25 protein-coding genes are annotated in these 24,165 nt (G+C 67.2%); 17 read left to right on the forward strand and 8 right to left on the reverse strand.

Annotation, left to right across the window (positions count from 1 at the left end; genetic code table 11):
- The first annotated feature begins 6 nt into the window (after positions 1-6).
- From panB to pgi, 4 genes are all read left to right on the forward strand, one after another.
- Complete coding sequence (panB, locus tag C1924_RS07790) at positions 7-822, forward strand: 3-methyl-2-oxobutanoate hydroxymethyltransferase (RefSeq protein ID WP_108759494.1); 816 nt, start codon at positions 7-9, stop codon at positions 820-822.
- Complete coding sequence (panC, locus tag C1924_RS07795; RefSeq protein WP_108764777.1) at positions 819-1,658, forward strand: pantoate--beta-alanine ligase; 840 nt, start codon at positions 819-821, stop codon at positions 1,656-1,658. The genes panB and panC overlap by 4 nt, the downstream gene beginning before the upstream one ends.
- 151 nt (positions 1,659-1,809) lie before the next feature.
- A complete protein-coding gene (gene panD / locus C1924_RS07800; RefSeq protein ID WP_006432456.1) occupies positions 1,810-2,190 on the forward strand; it encodes an aspartate 1-decarboxylase in 381 nt (126 codons plus the stop codon).
- Positions 2,187-3,701: a glucose-6-phosphate isomerase gene (pgi, locus tag C1924_RS07805; RefSeq protein WP_108764778.1), complete on the forward strand. Its 1,515-nt coding sequence runs from the start codon at positions 2,187-2,189 to the stop codon at positions 3,699-3,701. Before panD ends, pgi begins: the two co-directional genes overlap by 4 nt.
- Positions 3,702-3,903: 202 nt before the next feature.
- Here pgi and C1924_RS07810 read toward each other — a convergent pair whose 3' ends face one another.
- Positions 3,904-4,467, reverse strand: a complete 564-nt coding sequence (locus tag C1924_RS07810; protein WP_108764779.1) for a response regulator transcription factor — start codon at positions 4,465-4,467, stop codon at positions 3,904-3,906.
- Positions 4,464-5,690 (reverse strand): ATP-binding protein, encoded by a 1,227-nt coding sequence (locus C1924_RS07815; RefSeq protein WP_108764780.1) that lies wholly within the window; start codon positions 5,688-5,690, stop codon positions 4,464-4,466. Before C1924_RS07815 ends, C1924_RS07810 begins: the two co-directional genes overlap by 4 nt.
- Positions 5,691-5,804: 114 nt before the next feature.
- On the opposite strand from C1924_RS07815, the gene ispG reads away from it, so the two are divergent.
- The 3 genes from ispG to C1924_RS07830 all read left to right on the forward strand — a co-directional run bounded on the left by ispG (position 5,805) and on the right by C1924_RS07830 (position 8,648).
- Positions 5,805-7,070: a flavodoxin-dependent (E)-4-hydroxy-3-methylbut-2-enyl-diphosphate synthase gene (gene ispG / locus C1924_RS07820; RefSeq protein ID WP_108764781.1), complete on the forward strand. Its 1,266-nt coding sequence runs from the start codon at positions 5,805-5,807 to the stop codon at positions 7,068-7,070.
- Positions 7,051-7,800 carry a phosphatase PAP2 family protein gene (locus tag C1924_RS07825; protein ID WP_108764782.1) on the forward strand — a complete coding sequence of 250 codons (750 nt, stop codon included), beginning with the start codon at positions 7,051-7,053 and terminating at the stop codon, positions 7,798-7,800. Before ispG ends, C1924_RS07825 begins: the two co-directional genes overlap by 20 nt.
- Before the next feature lie 200 nt (positions 7,801-8,000).
- On the forward strand, positions 8,001-8,648 hold the full coding sequence (locus C1924_RS07830; RefSeq protein WP_108764783.1) for a response regulator: 648 nt from the start codon (positions 8,001-8,003) through the stop codon (positions 8,646-8,648).
- Between the two features lie 295 nt (positions 8,649-8,943).
- On the opposite strand, the gene eda is transcribed toward C1924_RS07830, so the two are convergent.
- From eda to zwf, 5 genes are all read right to left on the reverse strand, one after another.
- Positions 8,944-9,603 (reverse strand): bifunctional 4-hydroxy-2-oxoglutarate aldolase/2-dehydro-3-deoxy-phosphogluconate aldolase, encoded by a 660-nt coding sequence (gene eda / locus C1924_RS07835; protein WP_079221494.1) that lies wholly within the window; start codon positions 9,601-9,603, stop codon positions 8,944-8,946.
- 205 nt (positions 9,604-9,808) lie between these two features.
- Positions 9,809-11,725 carry a phosphogluconate dehydratase gene (gene edd, locus C1924_RS07840; protein ID WP_108764784.1) on the reverse strand — a complete coding sequence of 639 codons (1,917 nt, stop codon included), beginning with the start codon at positions 11,723-11,725 and terminating at the stop codon, positions 9,809-9,811.
- Between the two features lie 57 nt (positions 11,726-11,782).
- Complete coding sequence (pgl, locus tag C1924_RS07845) at positions 11,783-12,505, reverse strand: 6-phosphogluconolactonase (protein ID WP_108764785.1); 723 nt, start codon at positions 12,503-12,505, stop codon at positions 11,783-11,785.
- On the reverse strand, positions 12,502-13,509 hold the full coding sequence (gene glk, locus C1924_RS07850) for a glucokinase (RefSeq protein ID WP_108764786.1): 1,008 nt from the start codon (positions 13,507-13,509) through the stop codon (positions 12,502-12,504). Before glk ends, pgl begins: the two co-directional genes overlap by 4 nt.
- Positions 13,506-14,942: a glucose-6-phosphate dehydrogenase gene (gene zwf, locus C1924_RS07855; RefSeq protein WP_108764787.1), complete on the reverse strand. Its 1,437-nt coding sequence runs from the start codon at positions 14,940-14,942 to the stop codon at positions 13,506-13,508. Before zwf ends, glk begins: the two co-directional genes overlap by 4 nt.
- A 353-nt stretch (positions 14,943-15,295) precedes the next feature.
- Between zwf and ugpC the strand changes: the two genes are divergently transcribed.
- Positions 15,296-16,378, forward strand: a complete 1,083-nt coding sequence (ugpC, locus tag C1924_RS07860; RefSeq protein ID WP_108764788.1) for a sn-glycerol-3-phosphate ABC transporter ATP-binding protein UgpC — start codon at positions 15,296-15,298, stop codon at positions 16,376-16,378.
- Positions 16,379-16,543: 165 nt separating this feature from the next.
- On the opposite strand, the gene C1924_RS07865 is transcribed toward ugpC, so the two are convergent.
- Positions 16,544-17,419, reverse strand: coding sequence for a folate-binding protein YgfZ (locus C1924_RS07865; RefSeq protein WP_108764789.1), 876 nt, complete (start codon positions 17,417-17,419; stop codon positions 16,544-16,546).
- Positions 17,420-17,458: 39 nt separating this feature from the next.
- Here C1924_RS07865 and C1924_RS07870 point away from each other — a divergent pair, with 39 nt between their 5' ends.
- From C1924_RS07870 to lolD, 9 genes are all read left to right on the forward strand, one after another.
- The gene (locus C1924_RS07870) at positions 17,459-17,632 is read left to right on the forward strand and encodes a DUF1674 domain-containing protein (RefSeq protein ID WP_108764790.1); all 174 of its coding nucleotides are present in this window, start codon (positions 17,459-17,461) and stop codon (positions 17,630-17,632) included.
- A 57-nt stretch (positions 17,633-17,689) separates the two neighbouring features.
- On the forward strand, positions 17,690-18,082 hold the full coding sequence (sdhC, locus tag C1924_RS07875) for a succinate dehydrogenase, cytochrome b556 subunit (RefSeq protein ID WP_108749284.1): 393 nt from the start codon (positions 17,690-17,692) through the stop codon (positions 18,080-18,082).
- Positions 18,079-18,465 (forward strand): succinate dehydrogenase, hydrophobic membrane anchor protein, encoded by a 387-nt coding sequence (sdhD, locus tag C1924_RS07880; RefSeq protein ID WP_079221503.1) that lies wholly within the window; start codon positions 18,079-18,081, stop codon positions 18,463-18,465. The genes sdhC and sdhD overlap by 4 nt, the downstream gene beginning before the upstream one ends.
- 31 nt (positions 18,466-18,496) lie before the next feature.
- Positions 18,497-20,287: a succinate dehydrogenase flavoprotein subunit gene (gene sdhA / locus C1924_RS07885; RefSeq protein WP_108749285.1), complete on the forward strand. Its 1,791-nt coding sequence runs from the start codon at positions 18,497-18,499 to the stop codon at positions 20,285-20,287.
- Between the two features lie 69 nt (positions 20,288-20,356).
- A complete protein-coding gene (locus tag C1924_RS07890; RefSeq protein ID WP_079221505.1) occupies positions 20,357-21,142 on the forward strand; it encodes a succinate dehydrogenase iron-sulfur subunit in 786 nt (261 codons plus the stop codon).
- Between the two features lie 97 nt (positions 21,143-21,239).
- The gene (locus C1924_RS07895; RefSeq protein ID WP_079221506.1) at positions 21,240-21,488 is read left to right on the forward strand and encodes a succinate dehydrogenase assembly factor 2; all 249 of its coding nucleotides are present in this window, start codon (positions 21,240-21,242) and stop codon (positions 21,486-21,488) included.
- Complete coding sequence (locus C1924_RS07900) at positions 21,439-21,888, forward strand: hypothetical protein (protein WP_108764791.1); 450 nt, start codon at positions 21,439-21,441, stop codon at positions 21,886-21,888. Before C1924_RS07895 ends, C1924_RS07900 begins: the two co-directional genes overlap by 50 nt.
- 23 nt (positions 21,889-21,911) lie before the next feature.
- Complete coding sequence (locus C1924_RS07905) at positions 21,912-23,153, forward strand: lipoprotein-releasing ABC transporter permease subunit (protein WP_108764792.1); 1,242 nt, start codon at positions 21,912-21,914, stop codon at positions 23,151-23,153.
- Positions 23,146-23,859 carry a lipoprotein-releasing ABC transporter ATP-binding protein LolD gene (gene lolD / locus C1924_RS07910; RefSeq protein WP_108764793.1) on the forward strand — a complete coding sequence of 238 codons (714 nt, stop codon included), beginning with the start codon at positions 23,146-23,148 and terminating at the stop codon, positions 23,857-23,859. The genes C1924_RS07905 and lolD overlap by 8 nt, the downstream gene beginning before the upstream one ends.
- The last annotated feature ends 306 nt before the right edge of the window (positions 23,860-24,165 follow it).

The raw sequence follows: 24,165 nt of genomic DNA on the forward strand, positions 1-24,165 counted from the left end.
CAGCACATGAGCACCCACGCAGACAGCAAGCCCTGGACCGTTCCCGCCCTGGCCGAGGCCAAGCGCAATGGCCAGAAGCTGGTCATGTTGACCGCCTACGACGCTGGCTTCGCCCGCACTTTTGACGCCAACGGCGTAGACCTGATCCTGATCGGCGACTCGCTGGGCATGGTGGTGCAGGGCCACGATTCCACGCTCCCGGTGACCGTGGCCGACATGGTCTACCACACCCGTGCGGTGTCCCGCGTGCTGCAGCGCGCGCTGCTGGTGGCCGACCTGCCGTTCGGTGCCGACGCGACCCCCGAGCGCGCGCTGGACGCCTCGCTGCAGCTGCTGCAGGCCGGTGCCGAGATGGTCAAGATCGAAGGCGCTGGCTTCAAGGTCGACATCGTGCGCTACCTGGTCGAGCGCGAGATTCCGGTGTGCTCGCACCTGGGCCTGACCCCGCAGTCGGTGCTGCGCCTGGGTGGCTTCAAGATCCAGGGCCGTGGCGATGCCGCGCGCCAGCTGGTGGAAGACGCCAAGGCGGTGGCCGCTGCCGGTGCCGCGCTCATCGTGCTCGAATGCATGCCCACCCCGGTGGCTGCCGAAGTGACCGCGGCCGTGGACGTGCCGACCATCGGCATCGGTGCCGGCCCGCACTGCGATGGCCAGGTGCTGGTGCTGCACGACTTCATCGGCCTGGACAGCGGTCATCGCCGCCCGAAGTTCGTCAAGGACTTCCTGGCCGAAGGTGGTTCGGTGGCCGGTGCCACCCGCGCCTACGCCGATGCCGTGCGTGACGGCAGCTTCCCTGACGAACAGCACGCCTACGCCCAATGATCCAGACCTTCAACGAGCTCGGCGCGCTGCGCGGGCAGATCGCGCAGTGGAAGCAGGAAGGCCTGCGCGTGGCACTGGTGCCGACCATGGGCAACCTGCATGGCGGCCATCACTCGCTGGTGAGCCTGGCGCGGCAGTACGCCGACAAAGTGGTGGCCAGCATCTTCGTCAACCCGACCCAGTTCGGGCCGAATGAGGACTTCAGCCGTTACCCGCGCACGCCCGAGGCCGATGTGGCCGGGCTGGGGCAGGTCGGCTGTGATGCGGTGTGGCTGCCCAGCGTCGAGGCGATGTATCCGCTGGGCGTGGACAAGACCACGCAGATGCACGCGCCGGGCGTCAGCGAAGTGCTGGAGGGCGCCAGCCGCCCGGGGCACTTCGATGGGGTCTGTACGGTGGTCGCCCGCCTGTTCCTGCAGGTGCAGCCGGACGTGGCCGTGTTCGGCCGCAAGGACTACCAGCAGCTGGCGGTGATCAAGCAGATGGTGGCCGAGCTGTCGTTCCCGATCCAGATCGTCGGTGCCGAGATCGTGCGTGACGACGACGGCCTGGCCAAGAGCTCGCGCAACCAGTACCTCGATGCCACCCAGCGTCCGTTGGCCACGACCATCCATCGCACGCTGCTGGGCATGCGCGAAGGTTACGTGGCCGGGCAGGCGCGTGCGCAGATCGAGGCTGACGCCACGGCCGCACTGCAGGCCGCCGGCTTCCAGGTCGACTATGCGGTGCTGCGCACGCCGGAACTGGCCGAGCCGACCTTCGACGGCGGCGGCCGGGTGGCGCTGATCGCCGCCCGCCTGGGCAGCACCCGGTTGATCGACAACCTGGAATTCTGATGTCTGCGCGGGGTCAGGTCCCTTTTCCTGCGGAAAAGGGATCTGACCCCGGCTCCCCCTTCCAGCCCGTTACCTGAACGGGTTGCCGGCCGTGATGCCCCGCGCTGCGTGGGTGCTAGAATCCCCGCTTTCCTTTGCGTTGTGCCGTGCCATGCACCTGTCCCTGCTGAAGACCAAGATCCACCGCGCCACCGTCACCCATTCCGAGCTGAACTACGAAGGCTCGATCGCCATCGACGACAACCTGCTGGCTGCCACGGGCATCCGCGAGTTCGAGCAGGTGCACATCTGGGACGTGACCAACGGTGCACGCTTCTCGACCTACGCCATCCGTGCCGAAGCCGGCAGCGGCGTGGTGTCGCTCAACGGCGGCGCTGCACGCCACGTACAGGTCGGTGACATCATCATCATTGCTGCGTTCGCCAGCATGACCGAACAGGAAGCCGACAGCTTCAAGCCGAAGCTGGTGTACGTGGACGGCAACAACCAGATCACCCACACCAACGACACGATCCCGACCCAGGCCGCATGACAACGAACAACGGATTCGACTCGCTGCATTCCCACGCCCAGCGCCTGAAGGGCGCGAGCATCCCCAGCCTCCTCGCCGCCGAACCCGGCCGTGTGCAGGACCTGGCGCTGCGGGTCGGTCCGTTGTACGTCAACTTCGCGCGGCAGAAATATGATGCTGCGGCGTTGCAGGCATTGCTGGCGCTGGCCGCCGACCGTGATGTCGGCGGTGCCATCACCCGTCTGTTCCGTGGCGAGCAGGTCAACCTGACCGAGGGCCGCGCCGCGCTGCATACCGCGCTGCGTGGCGACGTGGTTGATGCGCCGGTGGCGGCCGATGCCTATGCCACCGCGCGCGGAATCCGCGAGCGCATGGGCGTGCTGGTGCGCGCGCTGGAAGACAGCGGCGTGACCGACGTGGTCAGCGTGGGCATCGGCGGTTCCGATCTGGGCCCGCGCCTGGTGGCCGATGCACTGCGACCGGTCAGCGGCGCACGCCTGCGCGTGCATTTCGTGTCGAACGTGGACGGCGCCGCCATGCAGCGCACGCTGGCCACGCTGGATCCGGCGAAGACCGCTGGCATCCTCATTTCCAAGACCTTCGGTACCCAGGAAACCCTGCTCAACGGGCAGATCCTGCATGACTGGCTGGGCGGCAGCGACCGCCTGTACGCGGTCAGCGCCAACCCCGAGCGTGCGGCCAAGGCCTTCGCCATCGCCGCCGATCGCGTGCTGCCGATGTGGGACTGGGTGGGCGGCCGTTACTCGCTGTGGTCTGCGGTGGGTTTCCCCATTGCGCTGGCCATCGGTTTCGAGCGTTTCGAGCAGCTGCTGGAGGGCGCCGCGCAGATGGACGCGCACGCGCTGGACGCGCCGCTGGAGCGCAACCTGCCGGTGCTGCACGGCCTGACCGACATCTGGAACCGCAACGTGCTGGGCCATGCCACGCACGCGGTGATGACCTATGACCAGCGCCTGGCGCTGCTGCCGGCCTACCTGCAGCAGCTGGTGATGGAAAGCCTGGGCAAGCGCGTACAGCGCGACGGCCAGCCGGTCACCACCGACACCGTGCCGGTGTGGTGGGGCGGGGCGGGCACCGACGTGCAGCACAGCTTCTTCCAGGCGCTGCACCAGGGCACCAGCATCATCCCGGCCGATTTCATCGGCTGCGTGCACAGCGATGATCCGTACACGGTCAACCACCAGGCCCTGCTGGCCAACCTGCTGGCACAGACCGAGGCGCTGGCCAACGGCCAGGCCAGCGACGATCCGCATCGCGATTACCCGGGCGGCCGCCCGAGCACGCTCATCCTGCTCGATGCGCTGACCCCGCAGGCGCTGGGCGCGCTGATCGCCATGTACGAGCACGCCGTGTACGTACAGTCGGTCATCTGGAACATCAACGCCTTCGACCAGTTCGGCGTCGAACTGGGCAAGCAGCTGGCCAGTGGCCTGTTGCCGGCCCTGCAGGGTGAGGATGTGGCGATTGCCGATCCCATGACCCGCGAGATCCTGGCCCAGCTGAAGCGCTGAGACCCTGGTAGTGCCGGCCGCTGGCCGGCATCCCCGCGATGCGTCCGGCGTTCATGAGGATGTGGCGATTGCCGATCCGATGACCCGCGGGATCCTGGCCCAACTGAAGCGCTGAGACCCTGGTAGTGCCGGCCGCTGGCCGGCATCCACACGATGCGTCCGTCGTTCATGAGATTGCCGGCCAGCGGCCGGCACTACCGCTTCAGCGGCTCGGGTCGCGTTCCGGGCTCGGCCGCTTGGCCAGCTTGCGCTGCAGCGAACGGCGATGCATGCCCAGCAACCGTGCGGCCGCCGAGACGTTGCCGCCGGTCTCGTGCATTGCCTGCTGGATGTGTTCCCACTGCAGGCGGCTGATCGGCGTCATCGCGTCGGGTACTTCCAGTTCGCCGTCGTCAGCCGGGCCGTCGTCCTCCTCGCCCAGCGCGCGCAGAATCATCGGCACCGTGGAGGGCTTGGGCAGGTAGTCATCGGCACCCAGCTTGATGGCCTCGACTGCGGTCGCGATGCTGGCATACCCGGTGACCAGCAGGATCCGCATGTCCGCGCGCAGGGCGCGCAGCGGCTGGATCAGCGCCAGGCCGGAATCGCTGCCCAGCTTCAGGTCGATCAACGCAAATGCCGGCGGATGCTGGCGGGCCAGTGCCAGTGCACTGGCGGCATCCTGCGCGGTCTGCGTTTCCAGTCCCTTGCGGGCCAGGCTGCGCTGCAGGGTGCGCAGATACAGTTCGTCGTCGTCGACCAGCAGGCCGAGGGTTGAGGCGCTCATGGGGTTTCCTCGCGTGTAGCCAGTGGCAGGCGGAAGCCGACGCGGCTGCCGACCCCCTGGGCCGGGCGCATCCACATTTCGCCCTGCAGGCGTTCGATGGTGGCATGGGACAGGGCCAGGCCCACGCCCATGCCCTCACTCTTGCTGCTGCCGAACAGCTTGCCCGGCAGCACGGCGGCACGCGCGTTGAACCCGTGTCCGTAGTCGCGCACTTCGCCGATGAGATCCTCGCCTTCGATGCGCAGGTCCAGGTCCACGCGCGGGCGGCCGGCCTGTTCCCCGGCGTCTGCCGCATTGTTCAGCAGCACCATCAGCAGGTGGCCCACGCCCGGGTCGAGCGGCAGGCGCAGCGGCGCGTCGTCGTTGCGGTGCAGGTCAATGGTCGGGCGCACCAGGCGCCACTGTTCAAGCACCTGCTGGGCGCTGGCATGGCTGCGGCCGGGGCCATCGGTGGCAGCCGGTGCGGCCAGTGCCAGCACGCGCTCGCGGCACTGCACCAGCAGTTCGCGCAGGGTTTCCATGTCCTCGCGCACCTCCGGTTCTTCGCTGCGCTCGGCTACGTCGTCGGCCAGCAGGGTCATGGTCGCCAGCGGGGTGTTCAGTTCGTGCGCCACCGACGCCGCGTGCGTGGCCAGGGCGACGATGCCTTCGTTGCGGGCGAAGCGTTCGCGCAGCGCCGAGAGCTCCAGTTCGCGCACGCGCAGGGCCATGGCCAAACGGGTGGAGAAGGTCAGCACCACCGCCGCCGACAGCAGGAAGTTGGCGACCACGCCCCAGCGGTTGAGATCCAGCGCGCGGAAATAGCCGGTGGGCAGCGGCTGGCCGAACAGCCCGCTGGCGGCGTAGCCGAGCAGGCAGGCGGTGGCCACGGCCAGGGCCCAGCGCAGGGGCAGGGCGAACGCGGCCAGGGCGATCAGGATCAGGAACAGCGAGCCGAACGGGTTGGCGATGCCGCCGCTCCAGCCAACCATCCAGGTCAGGATGATCACGTCCACCAGGATGTGGCCGAACGCGGTCAGCGGCGCGGTGTCGTCCGGTTCGGGGCGCAGCTGCGTGTACAGGTTGAAGACGGCCAGCACGGCCACGCCCGCCCACAGGGGCAGCTGCGGCAGCGGCAGGCCCAGCACCCAGGTGGCCACCAGGATGGTCGCGGCCTGGCCGGCCACGGCCAGCCAGCGCAGGCTGCACAGGGTACGTAGGAAGGGGGCGTCGGGACCGGTCATGCCCGCCCATCGTATGCGTTCACCGGGCAACCTGCCTGCGACAATCGGCCGCAGATGTGCCGCCGCCTGAATGGGAATCGCCCGGAATGCAGGGCCGGGCGGTAGAATGCGCCCATGCACGACGCCGTCACCCGCCCGACCCAACCCTCCGATGCCACTGCCTGGTCCCGTCGCCAGACCCATGCCGTCCAGATCGGCGGGGTCACCGTAGGCGGCGGCAAGCCGGTGGTGGTGCAGTCGATGACCAACACCGACACCGCCGACCTGGCCTCCAGCGTGAAGCAGGTGGCCGAGTTGTGGCGGGCCGGTTCGGAAATGGTGCGCCTGACCGTCAATACCGTGGAAGCGGCTGCGGCCATTCCGCGCATCGTCGACAAGCTGGCGATGATGGGCATCGAGGTGCCGCTGATCGGTGACTTCCACTACAACGGCCACCAGCTGCTGACCGCCGAACCGGCCTGTGCCGAGGCGTTGGCCAAGTACCGCATCAACCCGGGCAACGTCGGTTTCGGCAAGAAGAAGGACCTGCAGTTCGCCCAGCTGATCGAATTCGCCATCCGCTACAACAAGCCGGTGCGCATCGGTGCCAACTGGGGTTCGCTGGACCAGGCCCTGGCGGCGAAGCTGATGGACGAGAACAACCACCGCGAACAGCCCTGGGACGCCGGCCGCGTGCTGCGCGAGGCGCTGATCCGTTCGGCGCTGGATTCGGCCGAGCAGGCGGTGGAGATCGGCCTGCCGCGTGATCGCATCATTCTTTCGGCCAAGGTCAGCGGCGTGCAGGAACTCATCGCGGTGTACCGCGATCTGGCCCAGCGTTCGGATTTCGCCCTGCACCTGGGCCTGACCGAAGCCGGCATCGGCAGCAAGGGCATCGTCGCGTCGGCGGCGGCGCTGAGCGTGCTGCTGCAGGAAGGCATCGGCGACACCATCCGCATTTCGCTGACCCCCGAGCCGGGGCAGTCGCGTACGCAGGAAGTGATCGTCGCGCAGGAACTGCTGCAGACCACCGGCCAGCGCGCCTTCACGCCGCTGGTCACGGCCTGCCCGGGCTGCGGGCGCACCACCTCCGAGTTCTTCCAGGAACTGGCCAAGGTCGTGCAGAACCACGTGCGCGAAAAGATGCCGGTGTGGAAGGTGCAGCACCCCGGCGCGGAGAACATGACCCTGGCCGTGATGGGCTGCATCGTCAACGGACCGGGCGAGTCGCGCCACGCCAACATCGGTATTTCCCTGCCGGGTACCGGCGAAACGCCGGCCGCGCCGGTGTTCGTCGATGGCGAGAAGAAGGTGACCCTGCGTGGTGACAACATCGCCCAGGAATTCGTTGCCCTGATCGACGAATATGTCGAACAGAAGTATGTCCGGATTGCCGGATAAGCCGGCGATCCTGGCCGCGCCGGAACCGGCGTCCGGCTTCCGACACTGGATGGCGCGCAACGCGTGGCGCCTGGTGCTGCTGTTTGCCGGCGTGCTGCTGCCGCTGGCCTGCTTCGTCGCACTGGCCGATGAAGTGCATGAGTTCGAGTCGTTCCATTTCGATGCCCCGCTGCTGTGGCAGATGCACGGGCTGCATTCGCCGTGGCTGGACCGATTTTTCGTGCTGCTGTCGAAACTGGGCTACGAATGGTTCCTGATCCCGGCCGACGTACTCATCGTCGCCCTGCTGCTGTGGCACAGGCGTTGGCGCGAGGCGACCTTCGTGGCGGTGTGCTTCGTCGGCTCTGCGCTGCTGAACATGGGCAGCAAGCAGTTTTTCCAGCGTGACCGCCCCAGCCTGTGGGAATCGATCGCGCCGGAATCCACGTTCAGCTTCCCCAGCGGGCATGCGATGGGCAGCATGACCCTGGCGGCGACCCTGGTGCTGCTGGCCTGGAACACCCGCTGGCGCTGGCCGGTGCTGGTGCTGGCGCCGCTGTTCAGCCTGCTGGTCAGCGTCTCGCGGGTCTATCTGGGGGTGCATTACCCCTCCGATATCCTCGCCGGATGGTGTGCGGCGCTGGTTTGGGTGGTAGGGTGCTATCTGGTCATGTTCCGTCGCCGGCAACCCTGGCGACACCGCGGTTCGCCGCAAGCAGCGGCCAGCGAAGCGATCGCAACAGGGGAGTGACGTGGATGCCCCTTCACGGGTGTCCATGAAAGAGCAGGTTGTTTCGTTGTAGCGGGTTCTGTGGGACAGGGGGCAACATCGATGTGCGAAGAATGTGATGCGCAAGGCAGAACGCCGTTTTTGCGCAGTCATCGTGCTTGCGGTGCTGGGGTGCCCTGCCTAGCGTGGCCCGCAATGGCCGCATTCGATGAGGTACGTGAATGACGATTCGAGTCTACCTGGTGGACGACCACGCGCTGGTCCGCACCGGTATGAAGATGATCCTGTCGGGTGAATCCGACATCGAGGTCGTGGGGGAAGCCGAGACCGGCGAGGATGGGCTGCGCGAGATCCGCCAGCTGCTGCCGGACGTCGTGCTGTGCGATCTGCACCTGCCGGGTGTCAGTGGCATGGAGGTGACCGAACGCATCGTGCGTGGCCACCGTGCCACCCGCGTGGTGATCGTTTCCGTGCTGGAGGATGGACCGCTGCCCAAGCGTCTGCTGGAAGCGGGTGCCGCCGGTTACATCGGCAAGGGCTGCGATGCGCAGGAACTGCTGCGTGCGGTGCGTGACGTGGCGGCCGGCCGCCGTTACCTGGGCACCAGCATCGCGCAGAACCTGGCGCTGTCCACGGTGGAAGGCAATGCCTCGCCGTTCGACACGCTGTCGCCGCGTGAACTGGAAGTGGCACTGCTGCTGACCCAGGGGCTGCGCCAGGAAGACATCGCACGGCGCCTGAGCCTGAGTGCGAAGACGGTGAACACGCACAAGGCGCGGTTGTTCGAGAAGATGGGGATCAGCGACAACATTGCGTTGGCGCGCATGGCCAGCCAATACGGGCTGGTGGATCCGGCACGGCCGCTGTAACAGGGTTCGGCCAACGGCGAAGCCCCTCGCGGTGGTGGTGCGGTTGGATTTCTGGGGTTGGCCGGGCGGATGGGCTGTACAGGGGACGCTGCAAGTACGTCCCTGTAAGCTCGGTCGCCGCATCCATGCGGCTCACGCCCCTGCACAGCCCATCCGCCCGGCCATGGACAGTTTCCGTGCGCCGCCACCGCGGAATGAAGAAGGAAGAGCAGGAGCGGGGCGCGCGCTTTGCGCGCTCGTTGCCCGGGGTCGGATCCCTTTCCCATCGGGAAAGGGCTCTGACCCCCGCTAAGCGTCAGTGGCCGCGGACGCGCTTGATGATCTTGGCGGCGTCGGCAGCGCTGGCGCGCACCTTGTCCCACTCGCCGTCGGCGATCCAGTTGCCCGGCACCATCCACGAGCCACCGATGCAGACCACGTTCTTCTGCTCCAGGTACTCGGCAGCGGTGTTTTCAGTGATGCCACCGGTCGGGCACAGCTTGAGGTCGGCGACCGGGCCAGCCAGGCCCTTGATCATCGCCAGGCCCCCCACGGCCGTAGCCGGGAACAGCTTGCACACCCGGAAACCGCGCGCGTAGAGCGACAGCAGCTCGGTCGGCGTGGCCGCACCCGGCACCACCGGCAGCGGCGCGGCCGCCAGTGCATCGGCCAGCACCGGTGGCGTACCCGGCGTCACCAGGAAATCCGCACCTGCATCGATGGACTGCTGCATCTGCTCCACGGTCAGCACCGTACCTGCACCCACCACCACATCGGGCAGCTCGCGCTTGAGCATCGCCAGCGCTTCCATCGCCACCGGCGTACGCAGCGTCAACTCGATGGCCGGCAGGCCACCTTCCAGCAGCGCCGCACTCACCGCGCGCGCCTGGTCCAGCGTATGAATCGTCACCACCGGCAGAATGCCCGCCGCATGCAGCAGTTCCGCCGCCTTCACCTGATGTTGCTCGATACCCATGCTTTTGCCCTTGCCTTTGCTCTTCTTGATTCAGTGGCCGCAGCGCAAATGACGCGCCGGGAATTGTCCAAGGGCAGTAGAGCGCCCTGGTCGGGACCGTGAGCGGCATGGATGCCGCGACCGAGCCCCCATGGATGGGTTTACGGCGTGTCCCGGCCAGGGCGCTCTACTGCCCAAGCCGGGAAGCCTGCCGCGGCTTTTCGCTTCAGGCGTCCTTCGCCTCATGCGGCGCCGCCGCAGCCGCAGCATCGTGCCCCAGCTCGTATTCGGAATCGTAATCCCACGGCCCACCATCGGCCGCCGCCGGCCCGCAGGAAATCGAAATCGCCCCCTGGTCCGCCGGACCCACCACACGGCGATTGATCGCGAACAGATTGCGGCCCAGGTCATGTGCCGCCGGCGCCGTGTTCGGCGCCAGCGCACGAGCCGCCCACTCGGCCGCATCCACCAGCACCTCCAGCGTGCCGGCTTCACCGTCCAGGCGGATCATGTCGCCCTCGCGCACCTTCGCCAGCGGTCCCCCGCGCGCCGCTTCCGGCGTCACATGGATCGCCGCCGGAATCTTGCCCGAAGCCCCGGACAAACGACCGTCCGTCACCAGCGCCACGCGCCGGCCCTGGTTCTGCAGCAGGCCCAGCAGCGGCGCCAGCGAGTGCAGCTCCGGCATGCCGTTCGCACGCGGGCCCTGGTAACGCACCACCGCCACGAAATGCTCGGGCAGCAGCCCCCCGGCATGCAGCTTGTTCAGCACCTGCGGCGCATCGACCACCACGGCCGGGGCCTCGATGGTGCGGTACTGCGGCTTTACCGCCGACAGCTTGATCAGCGACTTGCCCAGATTGCCGCGCAGCAGGCGCAGGCCACCCTGGCTTTCAAACGGAGTGTCGACGCCACGCACCACCTCTTCATCGGCGCTGCGTTCCAGGCCCGGCAGATAGACCAGCGCGCCATCGCGCAGCTGCGGCTCGCGGGCATAGTCGGCCATGCCGCCACGGGCCACGCTGACGATGTCGCCGTGCATCAGCCCGGCCTTGATCAGCTCCCCGAACACGAACGCCGGGCCACCGGCCGCAGCGAAACGGTTCACGTCGGCCTCGCCGTTCGGATAGACGCGGGCCAGCAGCGGAATCAGCTGCGACAGTTCGTCGAAATCGTCCCAGGTCAGCACGATGCCGGCGGCACGGGCCACGGCAATCCAGTGGATGGTGTGGTTGGTCGAACCGCCGGTGGCCATCAGCGCGATGACCGCGTTGATGATCGCGCGCTCGTCGATGATGCGGCCCAGCGGACGGAAATCGTCGCCCAGCGCGGTGATGTCCAGCGCACGCTCGGTGGCTTCGCGGGTGAGCGCATCGCGCAGCGGCGTGCCCGGGTTGACGAACGACGCACCCGGCAGCTGCACGCCCATCGCTTCCAGCAGCACCTGGTTGGAATTGGCCGTGCCGTAGAAGGTGCAGGTGCCGACGCCGTGGTACGAGGCGGATTCGGCTTCCAGCAGCTCCTCGCGGGTGGCGTCGCCGGCAGCGTAGCGCTCGCGCACTTCGGCCTTCTGCTTGTTCGGAATGCCCGGCGTCATCGGGCCGGCCGGCACGAACACTGCCGGCAGGTGGCCGAAGGCGAGCGCGCCGATCAGCAGGCCCGGCACGATCTTGTCGCACACGCCAAGATGGATGGTGGTGTCGAACATGTCATGGCTGAGGCCGACGGCGGTGGCCTGCGCGATGACATCGCGCGAGAACAGCGACAGTTCCATGCCGCCGCGGCCCTGGGTCACGCCATCGCACATCGCCGGTACCGCACCGGCCACCTGGGCGGTGGCGCCCAGTTCGCGGGCGATTTCACGGATCTGTTCGGGATAGGTCTCGAACGGCTGGTGTGCCGACAGCATGTCGTTGTAGGCGGTGATGATGCCCAGGTTGGGCGTCACGCCGCCGCGCAGCCGGCTCTTGTCGGTGCTGCCACAGGCGGCGAAGCCGTGGGCGAGATTGCCGCAGCTCAGGCGGCTGCGGAACGGGCCATCGCGCAGGGCGGCGTCGATCGCCGCCAGGTAGGCGGCGCGCGAGGCGGCGCTGCGGCGGATGACGCGATCGGTGATGGCTTGCAGTTGCGGATGGAGGCTCATTGGCTACCAGCGTTCAAGGTGGCGAGAGGCAAGCGGCGGCAGGCGCCGCCGCCGACGTCAATCAGCCCAGTGCACGCGCAGGCGCGCGCCGTCCAGGTTGATTGCATTGAGGATCGGGTACTGCTGCGCATCGTTGCTGTCCAGCGCTTGGCGCAGCACCTGCAGTTTCTGCTTGCCACGCAGCAGCAGCAGGCGCTGGCGGCACTGGCCCAGCCCGCGCGGGGTCAGGGTGATGCGCAGCGGCCACTGGTTGGCGCCGGGGCAGCCGGTGGCATCCAGCGCCGCGTAGGGCAGGGTGCTTTCCAGTGCGCGGGCCAGATCCTTCGAGCCCGGGAACAGCGAGGCGGTATGGCCATCGTTGCCCATGCCCAGGGCCACCACGCTCGGCGCCTGGCTGTGCTGGGCCTGCAGGTTGGCGGTGTACACGCATTCGGGCAGCGGCTTGCCAACGCGCACCAGGGGATCGAAGTGCGCGCCTTCGGCACGCTTGAGCAGGTGCTCGCGCACCAGCCAGGCGTTGCTGTCGCGATCCTGCGGCGACAGCCAGCGCTCATCGGCCAGGCTCACTTCCACCCGGTCCCAATGCACGTCCAGTTCGGCCAGGGCCTGATAGACCGGTGCCGGCGTGGTACCACCGGACAGCAGGATGCGGGCACGGCCCACTTCGTTGATGTCGTGGTTGATGGCCTGGGCCATTTCGGCGGCCACCGCTTCGATCCAGCCATCGGCATCGCTGTGGCTGATGAAGTCGACGCGGTCGTCGTGGAAGGTCGGGCTCATGCGGCAGCTCCTTGGGCATTGCGTTCGGCGTCGGCGGCATAGGCAGCGGCGCCCAGCAGCCCGGGGCAGGGGTGCATGATCGCCAGTGACGGCACCCGCGACATGATCGAAGAGAACCGGCCCTTGTGCTCGAAGCGCTGGCGGAAGCCGGAATGCTGCAGCGAATCGAGCATCTTCGGCACCAGGCCACCGGTCAGGAACACGCCATCCCAGGCGCCCTGCACCAGCACCAGATCGCCGGCGATGGCGCCGAACACGGCGCAGAACACATCCACCGTGCGCATCGCCTGCGGATCGCCGAGGGCGGCGCGGGCGGTGACGTCGGCCGGCTGCAGCTGGCCCGGATCGAAACCGGCCATCTCGCACACAGCGCGATGGATGTTGACCAGGCCGGGGCCGCAGATGAGGCGTTCATTGGACACCCGGCCGAACTGCTCGGACAGGATCTCCAGGATGCGGATTTCCTCCGGCGTGCCCGGCGGGAAGCTGACGTGGCCGCCTTCGGTTTCCAGCGGATAGCTGCGGCCGTGGCGCACGATCAGGCCGCCCACACCCAGGCCGGTGCCGGGACCGATCACGCCGTAATTGCGTGATTCGCCCGGCGCCGCAGGGGTCCAGTGCGCGCCGCCGATCTGGATCACGTCCTGCGGCTGCAGCAGCGCCACGGCCATCGCCTGCGCGGCGAAGTCGTTGATGAGGTGCAACTGGTCGAAACCGAGCATTGCCGCGGTGCGGCTGCGCGAGATCACCCAGGGATGATTGGTGATGCGTGCTTCGTCACCATCGACGCGGCCGGCCACCGCGAACACGCCGCTGCGCGCGGTGGCGCCGGCCTGTTCCAGGTAGTGGCGTGCGGCATCACCCAGCGAGGGGAACTCGGCCACCGCGTATTCGCGGATGCTGTCCTTCTGCAGGGGCGCGTCCAGCGAGGTATCGGCCAGGGCAAAACGGGCGTTGGTGCCGCCGATGTCGGCGACCAGCACAGGCTGGTTGCCGACACTCATGCGGAGGCTCCGCTGTCCGGGGCATCCACACCCTGCGGCAGGAAGCCGGTGGCGTTGTCCGGGCCCCACTGGCCGGCCGGGTAGGGTTCCAGCGGCAGCTTGGCGGCCTTCCAAGCGTCGGCCACGCTGTCGATCCAGGCCCAGGCCGCGCGCACTTCGTCATCGCGCACGAACAGCGTGTGGTTGCCGTTGAAGGCATCCAGGAACAGGCGTTCGTAGGCGATGCGGCGGTGCAGGCCGGTCGGCACCGACAGTTCCAGTTCCAGCGGGTGCAGTTCCAGCGCGCCCCATTCGGGGCCGGCCAGGCTGCTCATCAGGCCCAGTTCGATGTTTTCCTGTGGCTGCAGCTGGAACACCAGGCGGTTCGGTGCGGCCTGCGCACGCTGCGGGCGCTCGAACAGCCAGTGGGTGACCGGCTTCAGCGTGACCACCACGCGGGTGGTGCGCTCGGGCAGGCGCTTGCCGGTGACCAGGTGGAACGGCACGCCGCTCCAGCGCCAGTTGTCGATATGCGCGGTGACACCGGCGAAGGTTTCCACGTCGCTGCCTTCCGGCGGCTGGTAGGCCTGGGCCGGCTGGCCGTTGATGCTGCCGGCGGTGTAGCGGCCGCGGATGCTGTCGCGCGCGGCGTGCTTTGCATCCAACGGGCGCAGGGCGCGCAGCACCTTGACCTTTTCGTCGCGGATGCGGTCGGCTTCCAGCGAGGCCGGCGGTTCCATCGCCACCATGCACAGCAGCTGCAGGATGTGGCTCTGCACCATGTCACGCAGCGCGCCGGAGCGGGCGTAGTAGGCGTCGCGGCCGTCCACGCCTTCGCTCTCGGCCACCAGGATGTGCACCGATTCGATGTAGTTGCGGTTCCACACGGCTTCCAGCAGCGTGTTGCCGAAGCGCAGGGCGATCAGGTTCTGCACCGCCGCCTTGCCCAGGTAGTGGTCCAGGCGGAACACGCGGTCTTCGTCGATCCACTGGCCGATGGTGGAAATGATCTCCTCGGCGCTCTCGCTGTCGCTGCCGATCGGCTTTTCCAGCATCAGGCGTGCCGGTGCGGCCAGGGCGCCGCCCTTGGCCAGGCCTTCGCAGGTGGAGATGTACAGGCCCGGCGGGATGGCCAGGTAGCTCACGCAGCGGCGGTCGACCAGGTCGGAGACTGCAGCGGCGACCGAATCGACGTCGCGCAGGTCCACCGAACGGTAATCGACGCGGCGCAGCAGGGAGGCGATGTCCTCCTGGCTGGCCATCGGCATGGCCTGCTGCAGGCGCGGCCGCAGAATGTCGTGGAAGGCTTCGGTGTCATGGCCGGACAGGGCCAGCGCACGGATGCGGAAATCCTCCGGCAGCAGGCCGTCGCCAAGCAGGCGCAGCAGCGAAGGGAACAGGTAGCGCTGGGCCAGGTCACCTGTGGCGCCAAACAGGAAGAGGGTGTCGTGCATCGCTCGAGTTTCAGATCCGGGTGACATCGTTGTCAATCGCTTCATGGCTGGGTTCAGGGGACATCCGCGCTACTGTCTGTCCGGGGCTCGCTGGGGGCGGATTTCCGGCGGGCCGGACGACCGTTCCATTCGTAACCACAACGACGATGACCTTTCGTCTGATCGTCGAAGCAGATCGGCGCGCACCGACCTTCGGATAGTGCCACGTGAAAACGTTTACATGGCAGAATGGGCAACTGTATTCGATTGCAGTGGTCGTCGTCATGCGGCAACCGCGCAATCATCACTGCCATCGGGAGGGCCGAGGCAGTCCCCAATGACAGCCCGGCGTCGGGCGGACTGGATAGATTGATATGGCAAAAGTGCAGTTGCAGGGTGTGCGCAAGGTCTACGACAACGGCCAGGTCGCGGTGAAGGACGCCACCTTCGAGGTCGCCGATGGCGAGCTCATGGTGCTGGTCGGCCCGTCCGGCTGTGGCAAGTCGACCCTGCTGCGGATGGTGGCCGGCCTGGAGGAAATCAGCGGCGGCACGCTGACCATCGGTGACCGCGTGGTCAACGACGTGGCGCCGAAGGATCGCGACATCGCCATGGTGTTCCAGAGCTATGCGCTCTACCCGCACATGACCGTGGCCGAGAACCTGGCCTTCGGCCTGAAGCTGCGCGGCCATGACAAGGCAACCATCGACAAGCGCATCGCTGAAGCGGCGCAGACGCTGGGCCTGACCGAAATGATGGACAAGCTGCCCAAGGCGATGTCCGGCGGCCAGCGCCAGCGCGTGGCACTGGGGCGTGCGCTGGTGCGCGAGCCGGCGGTGTTCCTGCTGGACGAACCGCTGTCCAACCTGGATGCCAAGCTGCGCCACAGCGTGCGTACCGAGATCGCGCAGCTGCACCGCAAGCTGGGCACCACCATGATCTACGTGACGCACGACCAGGTGGAAGCGATGACCCTGGGCCAGCGCATCGTGGTGCTGAAGGACGGCATCATCCAGCAGATCGACACGCCGATGGCGCTGTACGACCGCCCGGCCAACCTGTTCGTCGCCGGCTTCCTTGGCAGCCCGGCGATGAACGTGCTGCGCGGCACGTTGCAGGGCGATGCAAGTGGCGTATCGGTGGTTGCCGGTGAATGGCGCGCGCCGCTGGGCCAGGCCACGATTGATCCGGCATGGCTGCAGAAGCCGATTGCCGTGGGCGTGCGCCCGGAACACCTGCAGCCGGCGGGCGCGGACGATGCGCATGGGTTCACGGCGCGCATTGAAGGCATCGAGCCGGTGGGCAACGAGATTTTCGTCAACCTGAGCAGCGGCACGCATGCGCTGACGATGCGCGTGGCCCCGCAGTCGCTGCCGGGCGTGGGCGAAGACATCCGCGTGGCGATCCACCCGCAGGGCCTGCATTTCTTCGATGCGGAAACCGGCGAACGCCTGTAAATCCACGCCATGCCTTGGCCGGTAGATCCACGCCATGCGCGGATGCGGTAGTGCCGGCCAGTGGCCGGCATTCCATTGACGCGTAATTGCCGGCCAGCGGCCGGCACTACCACGCATCATTGACGCGTGATTGCCGGCCAGCGGCCGGCACTACCTCATCGACCTTCAGCGCGCCAGGCCATCCAGCAGCGGCACCCGCTGCGCAACCGCGCTGCCCACCTGCAGTTCGGCGTCGCTGGTTTCCAGCGGCAGCACGGCCAGGGCCAGCTCGCCGGCCACGCTGGCTACGCTGCCCAACGCCGCGCCGTCCTGCTCCACGCCATCGCCGGCCTGTGCCGGGGCGGCGGTATGCAGAAGCTGCACCGCGCGCTTGGCCTTGCCGAGGAAATGCGTGCGGGCCACGATTTCCTGGCCGGGGTAACACCCCTTCTTCACGCTGTAACCGTTCAGCCGGTCCAGGCCGAGCTGCTGCGGCGTCCACGCTTCGCGCTGGCTTTCTTCCAGGCGCGGCAGGCCATAGCGCAGATCAGCCTGGCGCCAGGCCAGGGCGAACGCGGCTTCGTCGGCGTCGCTGCCGGCCGCGAACCCGGCGGCCGGGCCGATGCGCAGCGTGCGCGGCAGGGCATCGCTGCCCAGGTCCAGTTCCCAGCCCGCCTCGCCACACTGCGCGATGGCGGCGGCCGTGGCCGCTTCCGGTGCAGTGAAGGCGCCGGCAACGGCAAGATCCGCATGCACCTGCAGTTTCACCTTGCGGCGGAACACGAAGCGCTGCAGTTGCGACGCAATCGCATCTGCGTCGCCGTCGGCCAGCACCAGCATCACGTGGTCATCGGCCAGCTTCAGCAGCTGGAACGCCGCCAGCGTGCGGCCCTTGGCGCTCAGCCAGGCGCTCCATTGCCAGTGAAGCAGGGGCAGGGCGGTCACGTCGCTGCTGAACTGTGCATGGGCGAAAGTGGCCGCATCCACGCCCTGCAGGCTCAGCAACTGGTGGCCGGGCAGGCGCGGATATGCGACGAAAGCAGGGGGAAGGTTGTCAGGCACGTGAACGAGGTCTAAAATTTGTGCGTTGCGAGACCGAACATGATAGGCCAAACAACCCCCACTCCCGACGACGAAACTGAAGCCCCGCTGGTCCCCGCGGCACCTGTGCCCGTGGAACAACCAGAGGCGGAAGAGGAATTCGGCGGCCGCGGCGGACTTGATCCGGTGCGGTATGGCGATTGGGAGAAAAACGGACGCTGCATCGATTTCTGATCAGCATTGAGCCAACGCGGCAGCGTGCCGCCCAGCCGAGACAACGAGCCCAGCGAAATGGCGACCAGACAACGCCCCCTATCCCCGCACCTTCAGGTGTATCGCTGGCAGATTCAGATGGCCACCTCGATCCTGCATCGAGCCACTGGCGTCTTTCTGTCCGTGGGTGCCCTCATCATCGCCGCCGGCCTGCTGGCCCTGATGATGGGACCCGATTCGTGGAACTGCTTCACCGGTCATGCCGGGGCCTGGTATGGCCGCGTGTTCCTGTTTGCGTGGACATGGTCGTTCGCCTATCACCTGTGCAATGGCATCCGCCACATCGTGCAGGACTTCGCTGTTGGCTTCAGCATCCCGGCCTTCGTCCGCAGCAGCTGGATCTCGGTCTTCGGCAGCCTGGTGATCACCGCGCTGGTCTGGGCCTATGTGCTGTTCGGAGGTGCCGCATGAGCAAGTTCCGTACCCCCCTGAAGAACGTGCGCGGCCTGGGTTCTGCCAAGACCGGCACCGAACACTTCGTGCACCAGCGCCTGACCGCCGCCGCCCTGGTGGTGCTGGGCCTGTGGTTCCTGGTGTTCGTGGTGCGCATGGCCGGCGCTGATTACGCCACGGCCGTGGCCACCATCGCCAAGCCGTGGAACGCCGTGCCGCTCATCGGCCTGCTGATCACCATGTTCTGGCACGCACAGCTCGGCATGCAGGTCGTGCTGGAAGATTACATCCACGAATCGCTGCTGGCCCTGGTGCTGCAGACCGCGGTGAAGTTCGTCGCCGTGCTCGGCATGATCGTCAGTGTGTTTGCGGTGGGCCGCATCGCCCTCGGCGTTGCCTGAGCCCAGGCACCAAGACAGGAATCCAGACTAGATGTCCGCTTACAAGATCACCGAACACAAGTACGACATGGTCGTGGTGGGCGCCGGCGGCGCCGGCCTGCGCGCCACGTTCGGCCTTGCCGCCAAGGGTCTGCAGACCGTGTGCCTGACCAAGGTCTTCCCGACCCGTTCGCACACCGTCGCTGCCCAGGGCGGTATTTCCGCCGCGCTCGCCAACATGGGCGAAGACGATTGGCGCTACCACTTCTACGACACCATCAAGGGCTCGGATTGGCTGGGCGACCAGGACGCCATCGAGTACATGTGCCGTGAGGCCATTCCGGCCATCATCGAGCTCGAGCACTACGGCGTGCCCTTCAGCCGCACCGCGGAAGGCAAGATCTACCAGCGTCCGTTCGGCGGCATGACCACCAAATACGGCGAAGGCCCGGCGGCGCAGCGTACCTGCGCGGCGGCCGACCGTACCGGCCACGCCATGCTGCACACCCTGTATCAGCAGTCGCTCAAGCACGACGCGCGCTTCATGATCGAGTACTTCGCACTCGATCTGATCTTCGATGACGAAGGCGTGTGCCGTGGCGTGCTGGCCCTGGACATGTCCGATGGCACGCTGCACCTGTTCCGCGCCCAGGGCGTGGTGCTGGCCACCGGCGGCTACGGCCGTGCGTACTTCAGCGCCACCTCGGCGCACACCTGCACCGGCGACGGTGGCGGCCTGGCCATGCGCGCCGGCATCGCCATGCAGGATATGGAGTTCGTGCAGTTCCACCCGACCGGCATCTACGGCGCCGGCTGCCTGATCACCGAGGGTGTCCGCGGTGAAGGCGGCATCCTGCGCAACAGCAGCGGCGAGCGCTTCATGGAGCGCTACGCACCGCATTACAAGGATCTGGCCTCGCGCGACGTGGTGGCCCGTTCGATGACCATCGAGATCCGTGAAGGCCGCGGCGTCGGCGAGCACAAGGATCACATCCTGCTCGACCTGACCCACCTGGGCCCGGGCGTGATCGACGAGAAGCTGCCGGGTATCGCCGAGAGCGCCCGCATCTTCGCCGGCGTCGACGTGCACAAGCAGCCGATCCCGGTCATCCCGACCGTGCACTACAACATGGGCGGTATTCCGACCAACTTCCACGGCGAAGTCGTGCGCAAGGATGGCGACAACCCCGATGCCGTGGTGCCCGGCCTGTACGCCATCGGCGAAGCGGCCTGCGTGTCGGTGCACGGCGCCAACCGCCTGGGCTCCAACTCGCTGCTCGATCTGGTGGTGTTCGGTCGTGCCGTGGCCAACCGCTGCGCCGAAACCATCAAGCCGGGCGCTGCGCACAAGCCGCTGCCGGCCGATGCCTGCGACAAGGCACTGGGCCTGCTGGACAAGCTGCGCCACGCCAATGGCGATACGCCGACCTCGGTCATCCGTGACAACATGCAGCGCACGATGCAGGCCGATGCCGCCGTCTTCCGTACCAGCCAGACGCTGAAGGAAGGCTGCGAGAAGATGGCCAAGGTGTTCGATTCGTTCCAGGACGTGAAAGTCAGCGACCGTTCGCTGGTCTGGAACTCGGACCTGATCGAGACCTACGAGCTGAACAACCTGCTGCTGAACGCAGTGGCGACGATCAACTCGGCGGAACAGCGCAAGGAAAGCCGTGGTGCGCACGCGCACGAGGACTTCCCGGACCGCGACGACGTCAACTGGCACAAGCACACGCTGGTCACCGTCGACGAGAAGGGCAAGTGCAGCTTCGACTACCGTCCGGTGCACATGTACACGCTGACCGACGAGGTCGACGTGGTGCCGCCGAAGCCGCGCGTGTACTGATCGCGACCCCCGCCTACCATGCAATCCGCGCCCCAGTGGCGCGGGCCGCCTGAGCCAACGAGAGCAGCCATGGCCGAGTTTTCACTCCCCAAGAATTCCAAGGTCACGAAGGGCCAGCACTTCCCCGCCAAGAGCGGTGGCAAGAACCTGCGCACCTTCAAGATCTACCGCTGGAGTCCGGACGACGACAGCAACCCGCGCACCGATACCTATGAAATTGATCTGGACGCCTGCGGCCCGATGGTCCTGGACGCGCTGATCAAGATCAAGAACGAGATCGACCCGACCCTGACCTTCCGTCGCTCCTGCCGCGAAGGTATCTGCGGTTCGTGCGCGATGAACATCGACGGCACCAACACCCTGGCCTGCACCCGCGCCATCGCGGACTGCGGCAAGAAGGAAGTGCCGATCTACCCGCTGCCGCACATGAGCGTGGTCAAGGATCTGGTTCCGGACCTGACCCACTTCTACGCGCAGTACGCGTCCATCAAGCCGTGGATCCGTACCCAGACCCCGGCGCCGCCGGACCGTGAGCGCCTGCAGTCGCCGGAAGACCGCAAGAAGCTGGACGGCCTGTACGAGTGCATCCTGTGCGCCTGCTGCTCGACCAGCTGCCCGAGCTACTGGTGGAACGGTGAGCGTTACCTGGGCCCGGCGATCCTGCTGCAGGCCTACCGCTGGATCATCGACTCGCGCGATGAAGACACCGGTGCGCGCCTGGACGATCTGGAAGATCCGTTCAAGCTGTACCGCTGCCACACCATCATGAACTGCGCCCGGACCTGCCCGAAGGGCCTGAACCCGGCGCTGGCGATCGCCGAGATCAAGAAGCTGATGATGGAACGCCGCGCCTGATACAGGCCTGGCGGTACCCGGTAGAGACACGCCATGCGTGGCTGTGCCCCCAGTAGAGCCACGCCATGCGTGGCTTTGCTGTATCTGGAGAAACACGATGGACGAAGACACCCTGCTGAAGAAGCTGCGCTGGCGCTGCCGCCGCGGCATGCGCGAGCTGGACCAGCTGTTCGGCCGCTACCTGGACCGCGAATGGAGCACTGCGCCGACCGAAGAGCGCGAAGTTTTCCTGTTCCTGCTCGAATGCGAGGACGATAAGTTGTGGCGCTGGTTCATGGGCTACGAGGCCTGCCCGCATGCCCACGCCATCCCCCTCATGCAGAAGATCCTCGCCCTCAAGGCTTGAGTGGCGGCCCTCGCGGCTGCAGGCGGGCGCCCAGGCGCTGGTGCTGCTGGCCGCCCCCTGGCTGCTGCACGCCTCGGCCTTGCCGCAGGGCGGGTTCTGGCCCGTACTGGCAGCGGTCTGGCTGCTGGGCCTGATCCAGCTGGCATCGGGCCTGCGAAAGCGCGTGCAGCGGCTCGACCTGCCCGCGTTGCCGGCACCGCTGCAGCTGGATGGCAGCGATATCGACGCTCCCCGGCTGGCGGTGCGTGGCCCGTGGCTGCTGCTGCAGTGGCGCAGGGAAGGGCGGCGCGGGCGGCTGTTGTTCTGGCCGGATGTGCTGAACCACCGGCAGCGACGTGAACTGCGACTGGCCGTATCCGCACGCGCCGTTCCACGTCGACCCCGTACGATGGCACCATAGACTGAATCGACTGGCGTGCCTGCATGTTCAAACCCATCCCCGTGGCCATCGGCCTGCGCTACCTGCGCGCCAAGCGCCGCAACGGCTTCATCTCCTTCATTTCAATGGCATCGATCCTGGGCATCGCGCTCGGCGTCACGGTGCTGATCACCACCCTGGCGGTGATGAGCGGTTTCCAGAAGGAAATCCGCAGCCGCCTGCTGCAGATGACCGCCCACACCACCATCAGCCGCGATGGCGAACCGATGCCGGACTGGATGCGCGTGGTCGACGTGGCCAACAAGGACCCGCGCGTTGCCGGTGCCGCGCCATACATCGAGATCCAGTCGATGATCAGCGGCCCGCGCGTGCAGGGCGCGATCATCCAGGGCATCGATCCGGCGCTGGAGCCGAAGGTGTCGGTGATCGACAGGAAGATCGTCAAAGGCAGCTATGACAGCCTCAAGCCTGGCAGCTTCAACCTGCTGCTGGGCAAGGAGCTGGCGCTCTGGCTGGGCGTGGACGTGGGCGACCAGGTGCTGGTGACCTTTGCCGAAGTGCAGGGCACACCGGCTGGCGCGGTGCCACGGATGAAACGCTTCACCGTCAGTGGCCTGTTCGAGGCCGGCTACAACGAGGTCGACCGCGGCGTCGGTTTCGCCAACATGAAGGACCTCGAGCGCGTGCTGCGCTCGGACGGTGCCACCGGCGTGCGCCTGAAACTGCACGACATGGATCGATCGCTGGAAGTGGGCGTGGACCTGGCGCAGAACCTGGGCGGCGCGTACCGGGTGAGCGACTGGACCCAGCAGAACGCCAATCTCTACCACTCGCTGCGCATGGAAAAGGTAGTGATGGGCATCCTGCTGTCGCTGATCATCGCGATGGGTGCCTTCAATCTGGTCTCCTCGCAGGTGATGCTGGTGACCGACAAGCAGGCCGACATCGCCATCCTGCGCACGCTGGGCCTGACCCCGGGCGGGGTGATGCAGGTGTTCATGGTGCAGGGCTCGCTCATCGGCATCTTCGGCACACTGGCCGGCCTGATCGGCGGCATCACGCTCACCTTGAACCTGGAACGCATCCTTGGCGCCATCGAGTCGCTGTTCAACGTCAAGCTGCTGCCGGAAGACGTGTATTACATCACCGGCCTGCCGACCGACATGCAGACCAGCGATATCGTCGTCATCACGTTGGTTGCCTTGTTGATGAGCTTCCTGGCCACCCTGTATCCCGCCTGGCGGGCAGCACGCACCCAGCCGGCGGAGGCCCTGCGTTATGAATAAGGTCTTCAATCGCGGCGATGAAGTGATCCGTGCCGAGGCGCTGGGCAAGACCTACGCCGAAGGGCGCATGCAGACCCCGGTATTCGATGGCCTGGACCTGAAGGTCGATGCCGGCGAGACGGTGGCGATCATCGGCGCTTCCGGTGCCGGCAAGAGCACCCTGCTGCACCTGCTGGGTGGCCTGGACATACCCACCGCGGGCGAGGTGTACGTCACCGGGCAGCGCATGTCGGCCCTGTCGGACACCGAGCGCGGCCTGCTGCGCAACCAGGCGCTGGGCTTCGTCTACCAGTTCCACCACCTGCTGCCGGAATTCACCGCGCTGGAAAACGTGATGATGCCGGTGATGCTGTCCGGTACCGGCGTAGCGGAAGCCAGCCAGCGTGCGACCGCGCTGCTGGAAGCGGTTGGCCTGGGCCATCGCCTGGACCACAAGCCGGGCGAGTTGTCTGGCGGCGAACGCCAGCGTGCCGCCGTGGCGCGTGCGCTGGTGAACCACCCGGCCTGCGTGCTCGGCGACGAGCCGACAGGCAATCTGGATGACCGCACGGCGGCCACCGTGTTCGAGCTGATGCTGGAACTCAACCGCGCGCGTCATACCAGCCTGGTGCTGGTCACCCACGACCGCAGCCTGGCCCGCCGCCTGGACCGCGTGCTGGAACTGCGCGAAGGGCGCCTGCACGCACTGGCCCACGCCGACGTCTGAGGTGCCGGTCCTGCTCTGGTAGATGCCGACCTTGGTCGGCTGCTTTTGCTGGGCGCGCGTCAACCAAGGTTGACGCCTACCGGGTGCCAGGCTGGCCTCGCTGCTGCTCTCGCGGGGCGCGCGTCAACCAAGGTTGACGACTACCAGGCGTTGGGCTGCCGCGCTCTGGTAGATGCCGACCTTGGTCGGCTGCTTTTGCTGGGCGCGCGTCAACCAAGGTTGACGCCTACCGGGTGCCAGGCTGGCCTCGCTGCTGCTCTCGCGGGGCGCGCGTCAACCAAGGTTGACGACTACCAGGCGTTGGGC

The organism is Stenotrophomonas sp. ESTM1D_MKCIP4_1 (assembly GCF_003086895.1).
Taxonomy (GTDB): domain Bacteria; phylum Pseudomonadota; class Gammaproteobacteria; order Xanthomonadales; family Xanthomonadaceae; genus Stenotrophomonas.